Genomic DNA, 18,280 nt, shown 5'->3' with positions numbered 1-18,280 from the left:
CATTTGTTCAAGATAACTCATTCTCTAAGGTTAATGCCAATCGCTTAACGATATTTTTGTGTCATTCCAGCGAGCCTTGGCGAGACTAGGAATCTAATAGCAGCGCGCTGAGCGGTTAATGAAACAATTTTGACCATAAAGTGCTCGGATAGAAGATCCTGTATCACGCTCCTTCGTCGCTGTACAGGATGACGAGATACAGAAATATGCCACTTGCTGTTAAACGAGCGGCATTATTCTCTCAGGTAACCATTTTTCAAGGTAAAAAGATGATTGAAGCCGATCGTTTAATCGCTCCAGAAAACCCTGCCTTTCGTGATGAAGATGTCATTGACCGTGCTATTCGACCAAAGAAGTTGGCGGATTACCAAGGTCAGGACCACGTTCGTGACCAAATGGAGATTTTCATCAAAGCCGCTCAGTTACGTAGTGAAGCTCTTGATCACCTGTTAATTTTTGGCCCTCCGGGGTTGGGTAAAACCACGCTAGCAAATATTGTCGCCAACGAGATGGAAGTAAACATCCGTACTACTTCAGGGCCAGTTCTTGAAAAAGCAGGCGATTTAGCCGCGTTACTAACCAACCTAGAAGAAAATGACGTTCTATTTATTGACGAAATTCACCGCTTAAGCCCGATGGTTGAAGAGGTTCTGTATCCGGCGATGGAAGATTATCAACTGGATATTATGATCGGTGAAGGTCCGGCCGCTCGTTCTATTAAGATCGATTTGCCACCGTTTACTTTGATTGGTGCAACGACCCGAGCTGGCTCTTTAACGTCACCATTACGCGATCGTTTTGGTATTACTCAGCGTCTTGAGTTTTATAAGATAAAAGACCTACAAGATATTGTGCAGCGCAGCGCGGATTGTTTAGGTTTGTCAATGGAACCTGAAGGCGCCTTGGAAGTGGCAAGACGTGCACGTGGCACACCACGTATTGCTAACCGTCTACTACGTCGTGTTCGCGATTATGCGGAAGTGAAAGGAAATGGTCACATTTGTGCAGAGGTTGCCGACAAAGCGCTGAATATGCTTGATGTGGATGCCGAAGGTTTCGATTATATGGACCGCAAACTGCTACTCGCAATTATGGAGAAATTTGGTGGTGGTCCGGTCGGACTCGATAACATGGCGGCAGCGATTGGTGAAGAAAAGGATACTATCGAAGACGTTCTTGAGCCTTATCTTATTCAGCAAGGTTATTTGCAACGCACTCCGCGTGGAAGAATCGCGACAGATCGTGCGTATTTGCATTTCGGAATTGAAAAATAAGATTCCCTCGCTGGGCCTTTGCTGCCCAGCGCTTCATTAAAGTTGACCAAACTCACATTTTTTGAATTTCTTCTCATACCAGTTTAGTAAGTAAAAAGCATTGATTGTTAACTCTATGTTTGCTCGCAACTGGTTAATTTCTCTCCTGATTACTCTCTCTTAACATCCGTATCTAATACTGGTTGATCTGGATCAATGTGATGGATTTTTGTGCAAATTCCGCGCATAAACATTGATGTATATCAAAGCGCATTCCGGCTATAAACCTTTTGAAACAATCTGTTTTTACAAGTAATATTAGCCCTAGCTATATTAGCTGATGCTTAACAATTAACTAACCAATGAAGCACATTTTTGCAACAATGAGTTGTGATAATTCAACATTATTCAAGTGTAAATAACACTTGAATATGGATTGCAATATGTAGAGAGTGTCATTCAGCCGACACATAGGAGTTACCATGATTGACGTAGTTGATCTATCGCGGTTGCAGTTTGCACTGACAGCGATGTATCACTTCCTATTCGTACCATTGACCCTTGGTATGGCCTTCCTTCTGGCCATTATGGAATCGATGTACGTAATGACGAACAAGCAAATCTACAAGGACATGACCAAGTTCTGGGGTAAGCTATTCGGTATTAACTTTGCACTTGGTGTGGCGACAGGCCTTACCATGGAATTCCAGTTTGGTACGAACTGGTCTTACTACTCCCACTATGTAGGTGACATCTTCGGTGCGCCGCTAGCGATCGAAGCCCTTGTCGCATTCTTCCTGGAGTCAACTTTTGTTGGTCTATTCTTCTTCGGGTGGGATCGTCTATCTAAACGTCAACACTTAGCGGTTACTTGGCTTGTGGCGCTGGGCTCTAACTTCTCTGCACTTTGGATTCTTATCGCAAACGGCTGGATGCAAAACCCAGTAGGCGCGGACTTCAACTTCGAAACCATGCGAATGGAAATGGTAAGCTTCTCTGAAGTTGTACTAAACCCAGTTGCTCAGGTTAAGTTCGTGCATACGGTTGCTTCTGGTTACACTTGTGGCGCAATGTTTATTCTAGGCATCAGTTCATACTACCTATTAAAAGGTCGTGACATTGCGTTTGCTCGTCGTTCGTTTGCTATCGCAGCTTCTTTCGGTATTGCGGCTATCTTATCTACCATCGTTCTTGGCGATGAATCTGGCTACGAGCTTGGTGAAGTTCAAAAAGTGAAGCTTGCTGCAATTGAAGCAGAATGGCACACAGAGCCAGCTCCAGCAGCGTTTACGTTATTTGGTGTTCCTAACCAAGAAACCATGCACACCGATTACGCAATCAAGATCCCTTACGTAATGGGTATCATCGCGACACGTTCTTTTGATGAGCAAGTAACAGGTCTTCGTGACCTACGTGATGAGCACGTCGATCGTATTCGTGACGGTATGTACGCTTATGAACTTCTTGAGAAGCTTCGTGCGGGTGATAAATCAGAAGAAAATATGACTGCGTTTGATGAAGTGAAGGGTGACCTAGGTTACGGTCTACTTCTAAAACGCTACACAGACAATGTTGTTGATGCGACAGAAGAGCAAATCCAAGCTGCTGCAGATGACTCAATCCCAACAGTATGGCCGCTATTCTGGTCATTCCGTATCATGGTTGCTTGTGGTTTCATCATGCTATTCGTTTTCGGTGCGGCATTTATTCAAACGTGTCGTCAGAAGATCGAACAGAAACAATGGATTCTTAAAGCTGCACTATTCAGCATCCCACTACCGTGGATTGCGATTGAAGCGGGTTGGTTCGTCGCTGAGTACGGTCGTCAGCCATGGGCTGTTGGTGAAATTTTACCAGTGCACGTTGCAGCTTCTGCATTAACTGCTGGCGAAATCTGGACTTCACTATTCGCAATTCTGGCGCTATACACGGTATTCCTGGTTGCAGAAGTTTACCTAATGTTGAAATTCGCTCGTAAAGGCCCAAGTAGCCTGAAAACGGGTCGCTACCACTTCGAGCAAAATGCTGACTCTGTTGAAGACAAAGTTAGTCGCCAAGTAGAAGCGTAAGGTAAGGAGATAACAAGATGTTTGATTACGAAATCTTGCGACTCATCTGGTGGGTACTAATCGGTGTTCTACTAGTTGGTTTTGCAGTAACAGACGGTTTCGATATGGGTGTAGGCGCGCTTGTACCTATTATCGGTAAAAACGACACACAACGTCGCGTCATGATTAACTCAATTGCCCCTCACTGGGATGGTAACCAAGTTTGGCTTATCACTGCTGGTGGTGCACTGTTCGCAGCTTGGCCTTTGGTTTACGCAACGTCATTTTCAGGCTTCTACTTAGCGATGATTTTGACACTAGCAGCGCTATGGCTTCGTCCTCTGGGCCTAGACTACCGCTCTAAAATTGAAGATCCAAAATGGCGCAATACCTGGGATATCTGTATCTCAATCAGTGGTTTTGTTCCACCAATCATCTTTGGTGTAGCGTTTGGCAACCTACTACAGGGTGTACCATTCCAATTGAGTGAGTTCTTGATGCCAACATACCATGGCTCATTCTTTGGTCTTCTAAACCCATTTGCACTGCTGTGTGGCCTAGTTAGCTTGTTCATGATTTTGATGCAAGGTTCGACTTGGCTACAAATGAAAACAACGGGCGAAGTGCATGTGCGTGCTCGCAACGTTGCTCAGTTGGCAGGTTTACTGACGGTTGCAGCGTTTGTAGCGGCTGGTTTCTGGATCCAAAATATCGATGGTTACGTCATTGTTGGCGGTATCGACACTAATGCAGCTTCTAACCCTCTAAACAAAGAGGTAATCCGTGAAGCTGGTGCGTGGATGAAGAATTTTGAAAACTACCCACTACTATGGGCTGCTCCTGTACTAGGTGTTGCAATGCCGCTTCTTGCCGTATTGGCATCTCGTCTTGAAAAATGTGCGATTTCGTTCATTACTTCAAGTCTGGGTGTTGCTGGCGTTATCTTTACTGCAGGTTTTGCGATGTTCCCATTCATCATGCCTTCAGACTTAATGCCAAGCCACAGCTTAACAATGTGGGATGCAACGTCATCTGAACTGACTCTGAACCTAATGACAGGCGTTGCGTTTGTTATGGTACCAATCATCCTTGGTTACACGTCTTGGACTTACTACAAGATGTTTGGTCGCCTTGATGATCAGTACATTGAAGACAACAAAAACTCACTTTACTAAGGAGCATTTACTATGTGGTATTTCGCATGGATTCTAGGTGTACTACTTGCTTGTGCATTCGGTATCATCAACGCTCTTTGGTTAGAGCACTCAGAAATGATGGACAAAGACAGTGAGTAATCTCGCTGATAAGGTAGCGCAACTTCACGCTCCGATGGATAAGACTCTGTTAAGAGTCTTATCTCTCATCCTTGGCTTTACGCATGTAGGATTGGTGATGTGGGACCCTGAAGCTTACCATCAAGCAATTGGTGGTTTTAACTCAATCATCGCACCAGCACTGATTTGGTCTGTATGCTCAAGCATGGTTTACGGTGTGGGCTTCAAACCGAGAAACTGGTACTGGCAAGTTTTGTTTAGTCCCTATTTTTCGTTAGCTATCTTAATTTATTTAACGGCACTTTATTTCTTTTAGGCTGAAATACGCTGTAATAAAGTCGGTTACTAAATCATCGAATAAAAGCTAGGTATTTCGCCTAGCTTTTATTTTTTCTACAAATTTCAAAAATATTCCCTTAGCTCGGTACCAATTGCTGTCGCTTCAGTTATAGTAATTACTTTAAAGAATTGAATATATTGGGACTCCCTTGCAAGGCACATCAAATCTCTTTCGCTGGCCGATCACCGTGTACTATGAAGACACCGATGCGGGCGGCGTTGTATATCATTCTAATTATCTAAAATTCTTTGAGCGCGCGCGGACAGAAATGTTACGTGCTAAAGGCATTTCTCAACATGTGTTACTGGAACAAAATATCGGCTTTGTTGTCCGACACATGGATATTGATTTCAACCAAGGTGCAAGGCTGGACGAGCATTTGACAGTATTAACCCGAGTGTCAGAAATAAAACGTGCTTCCCTGCAATTCTGTCAAGAGTTGGTCAATGATCAAGGCAAGATATTGTGCAAGGCCTCTGTTAAGGTAGCATGTATCGATAATAAGAAAATGAAACCAATAGCTATTCCAACCTTTATAAATTCGGAGCTAACAAATAGTGACTGCTGATATTTCCATTTTAGATCTCTTTCTTCAGGCCAGTCTGTTGGTAAAGCTTGTGATGCTGACGTTGCTTGGCATGTCAATTGTGTCATGGGCAATGATCATCAAGCGCAGCAAAGTGCTTTCTCAAGCGTCAAAGAATGCAGAGCAGTTTGAAGACAAATTCTGGTCGGGTACTGATCTTTCTCAGCTTTACCAAAAAGTAAAAGCGCGTAAAGACGAAATTGAAGGCACAGAAGAAATTTTTTACGCAGGTTTCACGGAGTTTGCTCGTCTACGTAAGAGCAACGCAAACTCACCAGCGTACATCATGGAAGGCACTGGCCGCGCAATGCGCGTTGCTGTCTCTCGTGAGGTTGATGAACTAGAAACAAGCTTACCGTTCTTAGCGACAGTCGGTTCTATCAGTCCTTACATCGGCCTATTTGGTACCGTTTGGGGGATCATGCACGCTTTTATTGCGTTGGGAGAAGTAAAACAAGCCACGTTGTCTATGGTTGCACCGGGTATCGCCGAGGCATTGATCGCGACAGCGATGGGTCTATTTGCGGCTATTCCGGCTGTAATGGCCTACAACCGCCTAAGCAATAAAGTGAGCAAACTAGAGCACACTTACGCAACATTTTCTGAAGAATTCCACAGCATCCTTCATCGTCAAGCGATGGCTGGCCGAGACAGCGCGGATAAGGAATAAAGCATGGCGGGTTATCAACCTAAAAAGCGAAAAATGACAGCGGAGATCAACGTTGTTCCGTACATTGACGTAATGCTCGTACTGTTGATCATTTTTATGGCGACCGCTCCATTTGTGACTCAAGGCGTCGATGTTGATCTTCCGAAAACATCGACCGCTGAATCTATGCAAGACCTTGCTGGAGAAACTGACAGTAGTTTTATCATCATCGAAATTGATAGCGAGGGTAATTTAGGCCTAAGCGTAAACGATGAAGAAGTTCAGCGAGGTTTGTCGTTGCAAGATGTTATTGTGCGAGTGAAAGCGGAGCGAGAGGTTAAGCCAGATTCACCAGTTGCGGTAGGTGGCGACGCGGCAACACCATATGCCGATGTTGTTCTATTACTGGATGAACTAAGTCGAGCTGGTATCCCTAAGGTAGGTCTAATGACCGATATCAGGGAATAGACATCAATTATCTATGAAAGATCACAAGAAGAAGCCCAACCAATACGCCAAACCGATAGCAATATCGGTTGGTTTGCATGCAATTCTCGTTGCAGCCCTGCTTTGGGGGACGGACTTCAACATGTCTAAACCAGAGCCTACAGGGCAAATGGTTCAAGCTGTTGTCATCGATCCAAAACTTGTGCAGCAACAAGCGAAAGAAATTCGCCAGCAACGCGAAAAGGCAGCGAAAAAAGAACAAGAGCGTCTTGATAAACTAAGACGCGAAGCAGAGCAGCTAGAAAAAAACCGCAAAGCTGAAGAAGAGCAAATTCGTAAGTTGAAAGAGCAGCAAGCGAAAGATGCTCAAGCGGCACGAGAAGCAGAAGCTGCACGTAAGAAAAAAGAGCAAGAGCGCAAGCAGGAAGAAGAACGTGTTCGCAAAGAAAAAGAGCGAGCTGCTAAGCTAGAGAAAGAGCGTAAGGCAAAAGAAGAAGCCGTGCGTAAAGCTGAGCAGGAGCGTTTAGCAAAAGAAGCGGCTATAGCAAAAGCTGAGCAGGAACGTTTAGCTCGTGAAAAAGCAGCAAAAGAAGCGGAAGAAAAAGCACGTCGTGAGCGTGAAGCTGCTGAAAAAGCTGAACAAGAGCGCATCGCAAAAGAGAAAGCTGTAAAAGAAGCGGCAGAGCGAGAGCGCAAAGCGAGAGAAGCTGCAGAACGTGCGGAGCGCGAGCGTAAAGCGCAAGAAGCCGCGCTAGATGATATTTTTGCGGGCCTTGAGAGTGAGTCAGAACAGAATCAGCAAGCTAAAAATCAACATGTGCAATCTGAAGTCGACCGCTACGGTGCAATTTACAAACAATTGATAGAGAGTCGTATCATTAAGGACGATTATCTTGTGGGAAAGTCGTGTAGGCTTAATGTGAAGCTAGTTCCTACTGGGACTGATGGTATTGTAAGTAATGTTACTGTGTTAAACGGTGACTCTCGTCTTTGTAGTGCAGCTAAAAGTGCAGTTGCCCAAGTTGGTAACTTTCCGATGCCGAAAGACCGAGATGTTATTGATAAAGTTAGAGATATCAACTTAACCGTTGAGTACTAGAATAAGGAATAAGACGTGATTAGACGCCTTTTACTAGGAATGTTTGTACTGTTTAGCAGTATGACAAATGTGGCGAATGCCGCATTAGAGTTGGTCATTACCGATGGTATTGATTCAGCACGACCAATTGCTGTTGTTCCGTTTAAGTGGGAGGGCAATCAAGCGCTTCCAACGGATATTTCTGCTGTTATTGCCTCGGATTTGCAACGCAGTGGTAAGTTCAGCCCCGTTCCAACGAGCAAGATGCCACAAACTCCGTTCAGCGAATCAGAAGTCAATTTTGACGCCTGGACGAATTTAGGTGTAGATGCTCTGCTGACTGGCTCAATCAAACAAAATGCTCAAGGTGATTACGTTATCAACTACCAACTTGTTGATATTGTGCGTGGCCAGCTAACGGGCGGGAAAAGTAAAGCGCTTGGTAGCGATGGCGAATTAGTACTGTCAAAAGATCATGTGCTGTTCAATAAGGTCGCGACCGTTCAAGGCCCTCGCATGCGTGAGTACGCTCACCGCATCTCTGATTTGGTGTATGAGCAGTTAACGGGTGACCGTGGTGCCTTCATGACCCGTATTGCATACGTGGTGGTGAATGATAAAGACCGTTTCCCTTACCAACTTCGTGTGGCTGATTACGATGGTTACAACGAGCGCTTGGTTTTACGTTCTAAGCAACCATTAATGTCACCAGCGTGGTCGCCAGATGGTAAAAAGCTTGCGTATGTTAGCTTCCAAAATGGTCAAGCAGAAATCTTTATCATGAACATCTACACCGGTGAGCGTGAGAAGATCACTTCATACCCACGTCATAATGGTGCGCCAAGATTTTCGCCTGACGGCAATAAGTTAGCGATTGTTCTCTCTAAGACAGGCTCGCTTCATGTTTACACGTTCGATCTTAACACTCGCAAGCTGACGCAAATTACGCGTGGCAGATCAAATAATACTGAACCGTTCTGGCATCCAGATGGAAAATCGTTGATTTTCACATCGGATAGGGGTGGTAAACCACAGATTTATCAAGTAAATTTGGGCAGCGGTTCTATTGACCGTTTGACTTGGCAAGGCAGCCAAAATTTGGGTGGCCAGATTACTCCTGATGGGCGATTCCTAGTAATGGTGAACCGCAGCAACGCAGGATTTAACTTGGCGAAACAAGATTTGGAAACTGGTGCTCTTCAAGTCTTAACTAAGACCTTGCTTGATGAGTCTCCTAGTATTGCCCCAAACGGTGGCATGGTTGTGTATAGCTCGATTTACAACAAGAAAAACGTACTATCGATGGTGTCAATTGATGGTCGATTCAAAGCTAGATTACCGGCAACAAATGGGCGTGTTAGAGCGCCTGCATGGTCACCGTTTTTGTAGTAATAAGTTTGATTAATAAAGGAAAATAAGATGCAACTGAACAAGGTTCTAAAAGGGCTACTAATCGCGCTTCCTGTAATGGCTGTTACAGCGTGTAGTTCAAGCGACGACGCTGCTTCTAACACTGGTGCAGCAACAAACAACAATGGCGCAGTTGAAACAACAGTAGCTACGCCAATTGATCAAAGCGGTCAGCTAACAGAGCAAGAGCTAAAAGAGCAAGCGCTACGCGAAACTCAAACAATCTACTTTGCTTTTGATAACTCAACAATTGCAGCAGATTACGAAGAGATGCTTGCAGCTCACGCTTCTTACCTAAGCAAGAACCCAGCACTTAACGTAACTATCGAAGGTCACGCTGATGAGCGCGGTACACCTGAGTACAACATTGCTCTAGGTGAGCGTCGTGCACAAGCAGTAGCGAACTACCTGCAAGCACTAGGTGTTCAAGCTGATCAAATCTCAATCGTTAGCTACGGTGAAGAGAAGCCACTTCTTCTAGGTCAATCAGATGAAGTTTACGCTAAGAACCGTCGCGCGGTTCTAGTATACTAATTCGAGGTAATCCTCATGTTCAGTAACACTAAGCGCGCTGTTGCGCTTACGTTACTGGCAAGTGCAGCGAACTTTGCGTTCGCTGCACCAGCTCCAGTATCCGATCTCAACAGCACATCATCCGTCTCTAAGAGCCGTTCATCTGAAACGGAAGTAGAGCGTCTAGAGCGCTTGCTACAAAACCGCAATCGCGTTCAGCTCCAAATGCAACAGCAAATTGACCAAATGTCACAAGAGATCAGTGAGTTACGTGGTCAATTAGAGCGAAATAGCTACGAAATGAAGCAAATGTTGCAACGTCAACGAGAGTTGTTTGTCGAGCTAGATCGTGTGCGTGGAGAAATCAAATCCGCGCCTGCGCAAGATGCGAAACCGGCTAAAACAGGTGGTCAGTACACACCAAATGTTGATGAGCAAACGGCATACCAAAATGCAGTCGACCTCATTCTCAAGAAACGTGACTACACTGGCGCAATTGCAGCGTTCCAGCAGTTCCAGAAAGATTATCCTGACTCCACATACTCAGCGAATTCTCACTATTGGCTAGGCCAATTGTACTTCGCTAAGAAGCAGGACAAAGATGCTGTAAAGAGCTTTGCTGCGGTGGTGTCTTATAAAGACTCCAATAAGCGAGCCGATGCTTTGCTCAAGTTAGGTGAAATCGCTGAGCGTAATAACAATGCAGCTCAAGCGAAAAAGTACTACCAACAAGTGGTTGATGAATACCCAGGTAGTGCATCTGCAAAACTTGCCAGCTCTAAGCTGTAAGACGTTATGTTTTAAAAAGGAAGCTTCGGCTTCCTTTTTCTTTTCCGTTTCTTTATCGGTGGTGATCGAATAAATCGAGAGGAATGGCATCGAGCCTTTTATCCCCATCTTGCAACGGATCCTTTCAATCAGAAATGCTACCTGTAACAAAGATATACGGCTAGATAGCTAGAAATCCCCGCGACAAGTTGGTTTTTGAAAATTAACGAGGTTACAATACTCGGATTAAAGGAAGTTGCGTAGAGCAAGAGCAATGAGCCATATATTAGATAAAATCGACACTGTTTACCCATTCCCACCGAAACCAGTTCCATTGAGCGAAGAAGAAAAAGCATCTTACATTGAGCGCATTAAAAAGCTGCTAAAAGAAAAGGATGCGGTACTTATCGCACACTACTACACCGATCCTGAGATTCAAGCCCTAGCGGAAGAAACGGGTGGTTTTGTTGGTGACTCGTTGGAAATGGCGAAGTTTGGTAATCGTCATCCTGCAAGCACACTGATCATAGGCGGTGTTCGCTTTATGGGCGAGTCGGCCAAAATCCTAACACCAGAAAAGCGAATTCTAATGCCAACGTTGGAAGCGGAATGTTCGCTCGATCTTGGCTGTCCAGCGGATAAGTTCAGTGAGTTCTGTGATGCTCACCCTGATCACACGGTTGTGGTTTATGCAAATACGTCTGCCGCTGTTAAAGCCCGTGCCGACTGGGTCGTTACATCAAGCATTGCGCTTGAAATCGTAGAACACTTAGACGCTGAAGATAAGCCAATTATTTGGGGACCGGACCGTCACCTAGGATCGTACATCGCTAATAAAACTGGCGCAGACATGCTGCTATGGCAAGGTGAGTGTGTGGTTCATGATGAGTTTTCTGCTGATGCGCTACGCAAAATGAAGAGCGTGTATCCAGATGCGGCTATTTTGGTTCACCCTGAATCACCAGCAAGTGTGGTTGAACTTGCCGATGCTGTTGGCTCGACGAGTCAGTTGATCAAAGCAGCGAAAGCGCTTCCTCATAAACAAATGATCGTTGCGACAGACAAAGGCATTTTCTTTAAAATGCAGCAACTTGTGCCAGAGAAAGAACTTATCGAAGCGCCAACCGCAGGTGCTGGCGCAACATGCCGTAGCTGCGCACACTGCCCTTGGATGGCAATGAACGGTTTGAAAGCGATAGAGAAAGCGCTTAGTGAAGGCGGTGAAGAACACGAGATCTTTGTTGATGAAGAATTGCGTGTTAAATCGCTCATTCCGTTAAATCGTATGTTGGACTTTGCTGAGCAGCTAAATATGCAAGTGAAAGGTAATGCTTAAAAAGTAGGCGTAACTGAAAGTAAATCTCAAAAACCAGCCGAATATGGCTGGTTTTTTTGTGTCTTACTATCAATGAGTTACTATTGATGCAATCAATGAATATCGAGGTTATAAATTTATGGCGGTGTGGTTAGTAGTTAAAAAGTGGCTTAGTTCACACCTTTTTAAATTGAGCAACCGAAGTCTTCTCATCTTTAGTGGCTTATATGTGAGCCTTTCTTGGGGGCTGCTCATTCTCGCTGGTGAAACCGCATTAACAGACAGCTTCTCTAACTTTATCTATTACCTTATGGTTACGGCGAGTACGGTTGGCTATGGCGATCATTCTCCAGTGACAGATTTGGGTAAATGGGTTGTTGTACTGTTTGTGATCCCAGGCGGCTTGAGCCTATTCGCTGCATTATTGGGACGTGTGGCTGGAGCAGCGATGGATTACTGGCGAGCGGGTATTTTAGGAAAACGGAGAGTAAGAGTGGAAAACCATATTGTATTGTTGGGTTGGAATGGATCGAGAACGATGCACCTTATTCGCATGTTACAACATGAAGAAGAGGGGAAGCGTCCGATTGTTTTGTGCAGCCGTTCAGAAATAGAAAACCCGTTACCAGGCGAGATCAGTTTTATCAAAGTGACCAGCTACACGGATTCACAAGAGATGAAAAACGCCAATATTGCTGAAGCCGCTTGCGTTATTGTTGATAACCTCTCGGACGATATTACGCTGTCAGCCGCGCTGTACTGCGCTTCTGTGAATCCTTCCGCACATTTGGTCGCTTACTTTAAAGATGAGGCGTTAGGCCGTCTTTTAAGTCAACACTGTCCTAAAGCGGAATGCATACCTGCTGTTGGCGCAGAAATGTTGGCAAAAGCGGCGGTAGATCCAGGCTCAAGTGCACTTCACCAAGAGCTATTAGCTTCAACACGGGGTATGACTCAATACTCGGTCATTTATCCTGAAAGGCTGCCAGTAACTACTGTTGAGAGTCTCTTCGTTTTTCTCAAAAGACGTCATCATGCCACGCTAATTGCTTTTGACATTGGCCATGGTATCCAACTCAACCCAGATTTAGATGCAGAAGTACCGCCGAGTACCAAGCTGTTTTACATTGCAGATGAACGTATTGAAGATTTTGCATGGAAAGAAATGAACAAGGAACAATAATGCACATGATTGCTGACCTGTTAGCAGGTTTTCCCAATTTTTTACTCTATTTTTCTGTTTCTATTATTTTCGTTTTGGCGTTTAAGTTCATCTACGTCAAGCTTACGCCTTACGATGAATGGCACCTGATCAAAGAAAAGCAAAATACAGCGGCAGCGATTGCACTAAGTGGCGCATTTCTTGGTTATTGTATTGCGATTTCGGGGGCTGCAAAAAACTCAGTCAACATTGTCGATTTTATGGTGTGGGGCGTTGTTGCAATGCTGGCGCAGATCATTGCATTTGCGATTGTACGTTTTGTTTTACTTCCAAAAGTGACTGAGCGTATCGAAAAAGATGAGCTGCCTGCAGGTATTGTATTAGCGGCTGTTTCTATATCGGTCGGTGTATTAAATGCCGCTTGTATGACGTACTAGGAGTATCGATGAAGCGGAGTTCTAACGTTAAACGTTCTTCCATGGACAAAAGTTTAAAGCTTGGGAAAATTATTCCCTTTGCTGCTTTTGGCGGTATTTTCTTCTTTGCGACACAAGAATCGAAAACCGAGGGCTACATTTTTTCTGACGCTGATGAATGCAAATCAAACTCGCCAGAGTTCAGTGAGCAGTGTGACATTGCTTATCAAGAAGCTTTGGCTCGCGCCGAACGAAATGCCCCTCGCTACAACAATGAGTTCGAATGTGAAAATGATTTTTACGAAGATGATTGTTACTACAGTTCCAGTTCCCGAGCTTATGTGCCTCACTTTGGGGGCTTCTTTTACAGTCGCGCACTGAGCGGTTTGAAAGGTTACAACAAGAGCTATTACTCTGAACCAATGTATCGCTATAAATCCAAATTCTATAATGGTGCCGGACAATTTTTTGGTTCCTATCGTAATCAGCCGACGAAGGTGGCGACCAGTAACCTAAATAAACGTGGTGGCGGAACTATTGGTAGAGCAATGTCTCGAGGCGGGTTTGGTAAAGCGGTATCGGTCAGCCGAGGCGGTTAATAAGCACTATGTTTCGACGAGAAATACAAGAACGAGAAAACTGGCGTGAGTTAGCACGCCAGTTTGGTTTTGGCTTCCATTCCATGTATGACCAACCGTATTGGGATGAGAGTGCTTACTATCAATTCACGCTTGAGCAAATAGAGAACGATATTGAAGCGCCCACTGAAGAGCTGCATCAGATGTGCTTGGCTATTGTGGATGAAGTAGTTCGGAGTGAGAGGTTGCTGACGCAATGTGCGATCCCTGAATTTATGTGGGAGCAGGTTGCTTCTTCGTGGCACCGAAATGAACCCTCACTCTATTCGCGTCTGGATTTTGCATACAACGGAACTTCGCCAGCTAAGTTACTGGAGAACAATGCGGATACGCCGACCAGCCTGTTTGAAACGGGTTTTTGGCAGTGGGTGTGGTTAGAGGATGTTGTAAATAAAGGTCTAATTCACCAGAGCGCGGATCAATTCAACATTCTTCAAGACTTTTTGATTGAGCGTTTTTCCGAGATAGCCAAATATCAACCCGGGCAAACCCTTCACTTTAGCTGCTGCAAGTACACTGAAGAAGATAAAGGGACTGTCCAGTATTTAGAAGACTGCGCGCGCGAAGCTGGGTTAGCGACGGCGTTTGTTTATGTCGAAGATATTGGTGCGACGAAAGATGGTCTGTTTGTGGATGCAGGTGACAGAGCGATTCGTTGGATGTTCAAGCTTTATCCGTGGGAGTTTATGTTTGAAGAGGAATATGCGAAATACCTAGCGACCGCGAAAGTGAATTGGTTAGAACCCATGTGGAAGTCGATTCTATCCAACAAAGCACTTTTACCGTTATTGTGGGAGCGCTTTGCGAATCATCCTAATCTTTTACCTGCCTATTTTGCTAACGATTCAAAAGCGAACACTTTGAAAGATTTTGTAATCAAACCACTATTCTCTCGAGAAGGCGCGAATATTGAGATCGTCAAAGGTGGGAAACGCATACTCAAAACAGCAGGGCCTTATGAATCTAAATTCAATATCGTCCAGCAGTATCATCCGTTACCCAAGTTTGGGCAAAGCCATACATTAATTGGCAGCTGGTTAGTCAACGATAGAGCCGCTGGGATTTCGATTCGGGAAGACACTAGCTTAGTCACGCAAGATATGGCGCGATATATTCCACATGTGATTTTAACATGATCAAAAAAGCTCTCCATCCAGAGAGCTTTTGTCTATTCAGCGGTTCAATCTTGATGGTCGACAGCGTTGTGTCTTATTGTTCTTCAGCTAATGCAACACCGCGCTGAGTAAGACCACATAGCATCACTGGCATGGCATTGAAGATCTCTTCAAACTGTTCTAAGCCTTCCATGCCTTGTTCTGCCAACGTTTCAATGGTCGTTTCTGGATCGTAAAGCATCGTAAGAGAAAGCAAAACACCGCCGAGCAGAGCATTATCTTCGCTGTCCTCTGGCATTAGCGTTTCCCAGTCATCACGAGCAAGTTGCCAACCTTGTAATACACCTTCACAGAAATCACGGGTCTGGCTTGTTACGATATCTTGTTCATCTAACGCGCATCCTTCAGGCCACTGCCAAGATCCTTCTAGGAGAGCAGGACGAGTTTGGTTCCACATTTGCACAATCTCATCAATGTATTGCTCTAGTTGCTCACCGTCAGTAAATGGCGCTGTTTCTTCACCACCCCATAAGAATGGCAACCACTCTTGAGGCATTAATACGTTTGGCGCTGCAGCCATCGCTGTTACAAAGCCTTGAGTTTTTGCTAGGTTTAGTAGTTTACCGTCAAGTTCTGGGAGAGAAAGGATGTCTTGTAGTTTCAAAATAGAATACCATTTGTTAATGGGCTGGTTGATTGCGCTCATCTTACCAATCAATTTGTGATAAATCGATATTAGGGAATGATTCACAGACATCTATGGAAATTCGCTCATCACTTAGAAAAAAAAGCATTCTCGCCCTGACACTGTACCTAGGTTTCTTTATCGCAACGATTGGTTCTGTTGCCTATTTGGTTGTCGAGCCTCCGGTTAGGCAAAAGCTAGAGCAAAACCTAGAGTTACGCACCCAACTCCTTGCTCTAGAGATTAAAGAGCCTCTCCTTAGCTCTACCGGTGTATTGAGTAGCCTTGCAGGACTCGCCCAGGGGACTGAAAATATTCAATCTATCAACACAACAATTCCGCATATTCTCCAATTGAGTGATGAGATGCTCGTCAGTGGTGGCGTATGGCCTAAACCAGAACTCAAAGCTGAACAATGGCGATATAAAAGCCTATTCTTCAATAAAAACAGTGATGGCGGTATTGACCAAATTCTCTCCTACAATAATCCTGAATCTGGCGGTTATGACAATGAACCATGGTATAAGGCAGCAGCTGACGCGCCAGTTGGTTCTGTGAGTTGGTCTACGGTTTATATCGACACTTTTACTCAGGTTCAGATGATTACGGCGTCTTCCCCATATTATCAAAACGGTCAATTCGCTGGCGTTGTAACGGTAGACTTATCACTTGATGCACTTTTTCAGTTTATTCGAGAGCACACGAACCTGCATTCTTTAGGTGTGGTGGTTCGCGATGCTGAATCGAACGTGATTATTGAGCACAACTTCCAACTAACAGACGAAATTTATGTCAGTGAGCTTGATTTTGGAGAGTTCGATTGGCGCATGGAAGTTGTCAACGCGAAAGCTAAAGTAGCCGATCAAGTGTTTGAACAAGTCATGAGTGTTGAGGGGAGGATCATTCCATTCTTACTCTTGTGTGTACTGGTCGGGTATTACTTGCTGAATCGTTACATTGTCGAACCGATTGTCCGTATTGCCGCTAAGATTGATGACTCGAAAACTGGCGGGATCATAGACATTGATTACGATAGCGAAGATGAAATTGGACAGCTCATCGAGAAGTTCAATGAAAAAACCATCTATCTAGAGCAAGAGAGAATAAAAGCCCAGGCTTCGACGAACGCTAAAACGGCATTTTTAGCCACATTATCCCATGAGATTCGTACGCCAATGAACGGTGTATTAGGAACCGCTCAGATATTGTTAAAAACGCCACTCACCGATGATCAACGTAAGCACCTGAGAACACTTTATGACTCAGGTGATCATATGATGACGTTACTTAATGAGATTTTAGATTACTCAAAAATTGAGCAAGGACATGTTGAATTCGAAAATACGCCTTTCCCAATTGAGTCGATCATCGGCAGCATAAAAAGTGTTTATCAAACACTATGTGCAGAAAAAGGCCTTCGTTTTAGAGTCGTGTCTCATTTACCAACAGGGCGCTGGTACAACAATGACAAAGCCCGTCTGCGCCAAGTATTGTTTAACCTACTAAACAACGCTGTCAAGTTCACCGACCGAGGCATCGTAGAGGTAGAGCTGACCGAGAAATCGAGCAAGGCAGATACCAAGCTTATTCTCGCGGTGAAAGATACGGGTATCGGTATTTCTCAAGAAGCGCAAAAACGCATTTTCCGTCCTTTTGAACAAGCGGAGTCCTCGACGACGAGGCGGTTTGGTGGGACAGGGCTTGGTTTAGCGATAGTAAAAGAAATTGCCGAGCATATGGGAGGGCATGTGATTGTGCAGAGTCAAGAGAATGTCGGGACAACCTTTACCGTCGAGATCGCGCTTACGCCTTGTGAGCCTGGGAAAGTGGAAGCAGTCAATGCACATAAGCTGAATTGCAAAGGTTTGAAAGCGCTCATTGTCGAAGACAACCGAACAAATGCGATCATTATGGAAACTTTCCTAAGAGCCAAAGGCTTTGAGTGCACAAGTGTTGAAAATGGTCAGCTTGCCGTCGATGAGGTGGCCGTTCAGTCATTTGATTTGATCTTAATGGACAATCATATGCCTGTTCTTGATGGTGTTGGGGCGATATCAGCCATTCGAGCGATGAGTTCGCCTGTAAAGTCGGTACTGATCTTTGGCTGCACAGCGGATGTATTCAAAGAAACACAAGAGCGCATGATAAATGTAGGAGCCGACCACATAATTGCGAAACCAATTGTGGAGTCTGAATTAAATGATGCGTTGTATCTCCATGCAGCACGGTTATACCAATACCAGTCGGACTTTGGTGATAATACAACGGATATCCTTGATGCGGAAAAGTGGCTACTAAACTTCTATGTTGCTCTAGATAATGGTCATCTCAACGAAGCGTTAGAGGCTATTTCAGCGATTATTGCTCAAGTCACCCCTGATGCTAATAAAGACGTTTCTTTAGTTGCCGAGCGAATAAGGCGTAACTTAAAGCGTCAGCAGTCTCCAAACCAAGATGATATCGACACCTTAACGCTCTTGCTCGCATCATCATAGCTTAATCCATATAGCGCGATTCAATGCAATCATGAATTGTCTTTACTCTTCATACCTAACCTTTAGCTGAATCGTCTATTTTTTCCTT

19 protein-coding genes are annotated in these 18,280 nt (G+C 44.6%); 18 read left to right on the top strand and 1 reads right to left on the bottom strand.

All coding sequences use genetic code 11. The features are described from left to right. Window positions 1–269 precede the first annotated feature (269 nt). From ruvB to CBX98_RS02595, 17 genes are all read left to right on the top strand, one after another. Window positions 270–1,274, top strand: a complete 1,005-nt coding sequence (gene ruvB, locus CBX98_RS02675) for a Holliday junction branch migration DNA helicase RuvB (RefSeq protein WP_031780162.1) — start codon at window positions 270–272, stop codon at window positions 1,272–1,274. A gap of 461 nt (window positions 1,275–1,735) precedes the next feature. Next, window positions 1,736–3,322, top strand: a complete 1,587-nt coding sequence (cydA, locus tag CBX98_RS02670; protein ID WP_012841977.1) for a cytochrome ubiquinol oxidase subunit I — start codon at window positions 1,736–1,738, stop codon at window positions 3,320–3,322. 17 nt (window positions 3,323–3,339) lie between these two features. Further along, entirely contained in the window at window positions 3,340–4,476 is a 1,137-nt protein-coding gene (gene cydB, locus CBX98_RS02665) for a cytochrome d ubiquinol oxidase subunit II (RefSeq protein WP_006742909.1), read from the top strand. 12 nt (window positions 4,477–4,488) lie between these two features. Then, window positions 4,489–4,596 carry a cytochrome bd-I oxidase subunit CydX gene (cydX, locus tag CBX98_RS02660; RefSeq protein WP_000270284.1) on the top strand — a complete coding sequence of 36 codons (108 nt, stop codon included), beginning with the start codon at window positions 4,489–4,491 and terminating at the stop codon, window positions 4,594–4,596. Continuing rightward, window positions 4,589–4,891: a cyd operon protein YbgE gene (gene ybgE, locus CBX98_RS02655; protein ID WP_109168517.1), complete on the top strand. Its 303-nt coding sequence runs from the start codon at window positions 4,589–4,591 to the stop codon at window positions 4,889–4,891. The genes cydX and ybgE overlap by 8 nt, the downstream gene beginning before the upstream one ends. A gap of 172 nt (window positions 4,892–5,063) precedes the next feature. Continuing rightward, window positions 5,064–5,483 (top strand): tol-pal system-associated acyl-CoA thioesterase, encoded by a 420-nt coding sequence (gene ybgC, locus CBX98_RS02650; RefSeq protein WP_012841975.1) that lies wholly within the window; start codon window positions 5,064–5,066, stop codon window positions 5,481–5,483. Next, window positions 5,473–6,171: a protein TolQ gene (gene tolQ / locus CBX98_RS02645; RefSeq protein ID WP_005378301.1), complete on the top strand. Its 699-nt coding sequence runs from the start codon at window positions 5,473–5,475 to the stop codon at window positions 6,169–6,171. Before ybgC ends, tolQ begins: the two co-directional genes overlap by 11 nt. A gap of 3 nt (window positions 6,172–6,174) precedes the next feature. Then, window positions 6,175–6,618: an ExbD/TolR family protein gene (locus CBX98_RS02640; protein ID WP_005378298.1), complete on the top strand. Its 444-nt coding sequence runs from the start codon at window positions 6,175–6,177 to the stop codon at window positions 6,616–6,618. Window positions 6,619–6,631: 13 nt separating this feature from the next. Next, on the top strand, window positions 6,632–7,696 hold the full coding sequence (tolA, locus tag CBX98_RS02635; RefSeq protein ID WP_109168516.1) for a cell envelope integrity protein TolA: 1,065 nt from the start codon (window positions 6,632–6,634) through the stop codon (window positions 7,694–7,696). A 15-nt stretch (window positions 7,697–7,711) separates the two neighbouring features. Next, the gene (gene tolB, locus CBX98_RS02630) at window positions 7,712–9,064 is read left to right on the top strand and encodes a Tol-Pal system beta propeller repeat protein TolB (protein ID WP_109168515.1); all 1,353 of its coding nucleotides are present in this window, start codon (window positions 7,712–7,714) and stop codon (window positions 9,062–9,064) included. A gap of 30 nt (window positions 9,065–9,094) precedes the next feature. Next, entirely contained in the window at window positions 9,095–9,619 is a 525-nt protein-coding gene (gene pal, locus CBX98_RS02625) for a peptidoglycan-associated lipoprotein Pal (protein WP_005378293.1), read from the top strand. Between the two features lie 15 nt (window positions 9,620–9,634). Beyond that, a complete protein-coding gene (gene ybgF / locus CBX98_RS02620; RefSeq protein WP_047008561.1) occupies window positions 9,635–10,387 on the top strand; it encodes a tol-pal system protein YbgF in 753 nt (250 codons plus the stop codon). 253 nt (window positions 10,388–10,640) lie between these two features. Further along, window positions 10,641–11,702: a quinolinate synthase NadA gene (gene nadA, locus CBX98_RS02615; protein WP_005390762.1), complete on the top strand. Its 1,062-nt coding sequence runs from the start codon at window positions 10,641–10,643 to the stop codon at window positions 11,700–11,702. A 118-nt stretch (window positions 11,703–11,820) separates the two neighbouring features. Next, window positions 11,821–12,864: a potassium channel family protein gene (locus tag CBX98_RS02610; protein WP_104974285.1), complete on the top strand. Its 1,044-nt coding sequence runs from the start codon at window positions 11,821–11,823 to the stop codon at window positions 12,862–12,864. Next, on the top strand, window positions 12,864–13,280 hold the full coding sequence (locus CBX98_RS02605) for a DUF350 domain-containing protein (protein WP_005390766.1): 417 nt from the start codon (window positions 12,864–12,866) through the stop codon (window positions 13,278–13,280). Before CBX98_RS02610 ends, CBX98_RS02605 begins: the two co-directional genes overlap by 1 nt. Before the next feature lie 8 nt (window positions 13,281–13,288). Continuing rightward, window positions 13,289–13,858: a DUF1190 domain-containing protein gene (locus tag CBX98_RS02600; protein ID WP_005390768.1), complete on the top strand. Its 570-nt coding sequence runs from the start codon at window positions 13,289–13,291 to the stop codon at window positions 13,856–13,858. Window positions 13,859–13,866: 8 nt separating this feature from the next. After that, the gene (locus CBX98_RS02595) at window positions 13,867–15,033 is read left to right on the top strand and encodes a glutathionylspermidine synthase family protein (protein ID WP_109168514.1); all 1,167 of its coding nucleotides are present in this window, start codon (window positions 13,867–13,869) and stop codon (window positions 15,031–15,033) included. Between the two features lie 73 nt (window positions 15,034–15,106). Here CBX98_RS02595 and CBX98_RS02590 read toward each other — a convergent pair whose 3' ends face one another. Beyond that, window positions 15,107–15,718, bottom strand: coding sequence for a YecA family protein (locus tag CBX98_RS02590; protein ID WP_005390772.1), 612 nt, complete (start codon window positions 15,716–15,718; stop codon window positions 15,107–15,109). A gap of 53 nt (window positions 15,719–15,771) precedes the next feature. Here CBX98_RS02590 and CBX98_RS02585 point away from each other — a divergent pair, with 53 nt between their 5' ends. Further along, window positions 15,772–18,192: a hybrid sensor histidine kinase/response regulator gene (locus tag CBX98_RS02585; RefSeq protein WP_109168513.1), complete on the top strand. Its 2,421-nt coding sequence runs from the start codon at window positions 15,772–15,774 to the stop codon at window positions 18,190–18,192. Window positions 18,193–18,280: the final 88 nt, after the last annotated feature.

The organism is Vibrio sp. T9 (genome assembly GCF_003123985.1).
Taxonomy (GTDB): domain Bacteria; phylum Pseudomonadota; class Gammaproteobacteria; order Enterobacterales; family Vibrionaceae; genus Vibrio; species Vibrio diabolicus.
Note: the sequence above shows the minus strand (reverse complement) of the source record. Positions and strands in the feature narration are given on the sequence as shown.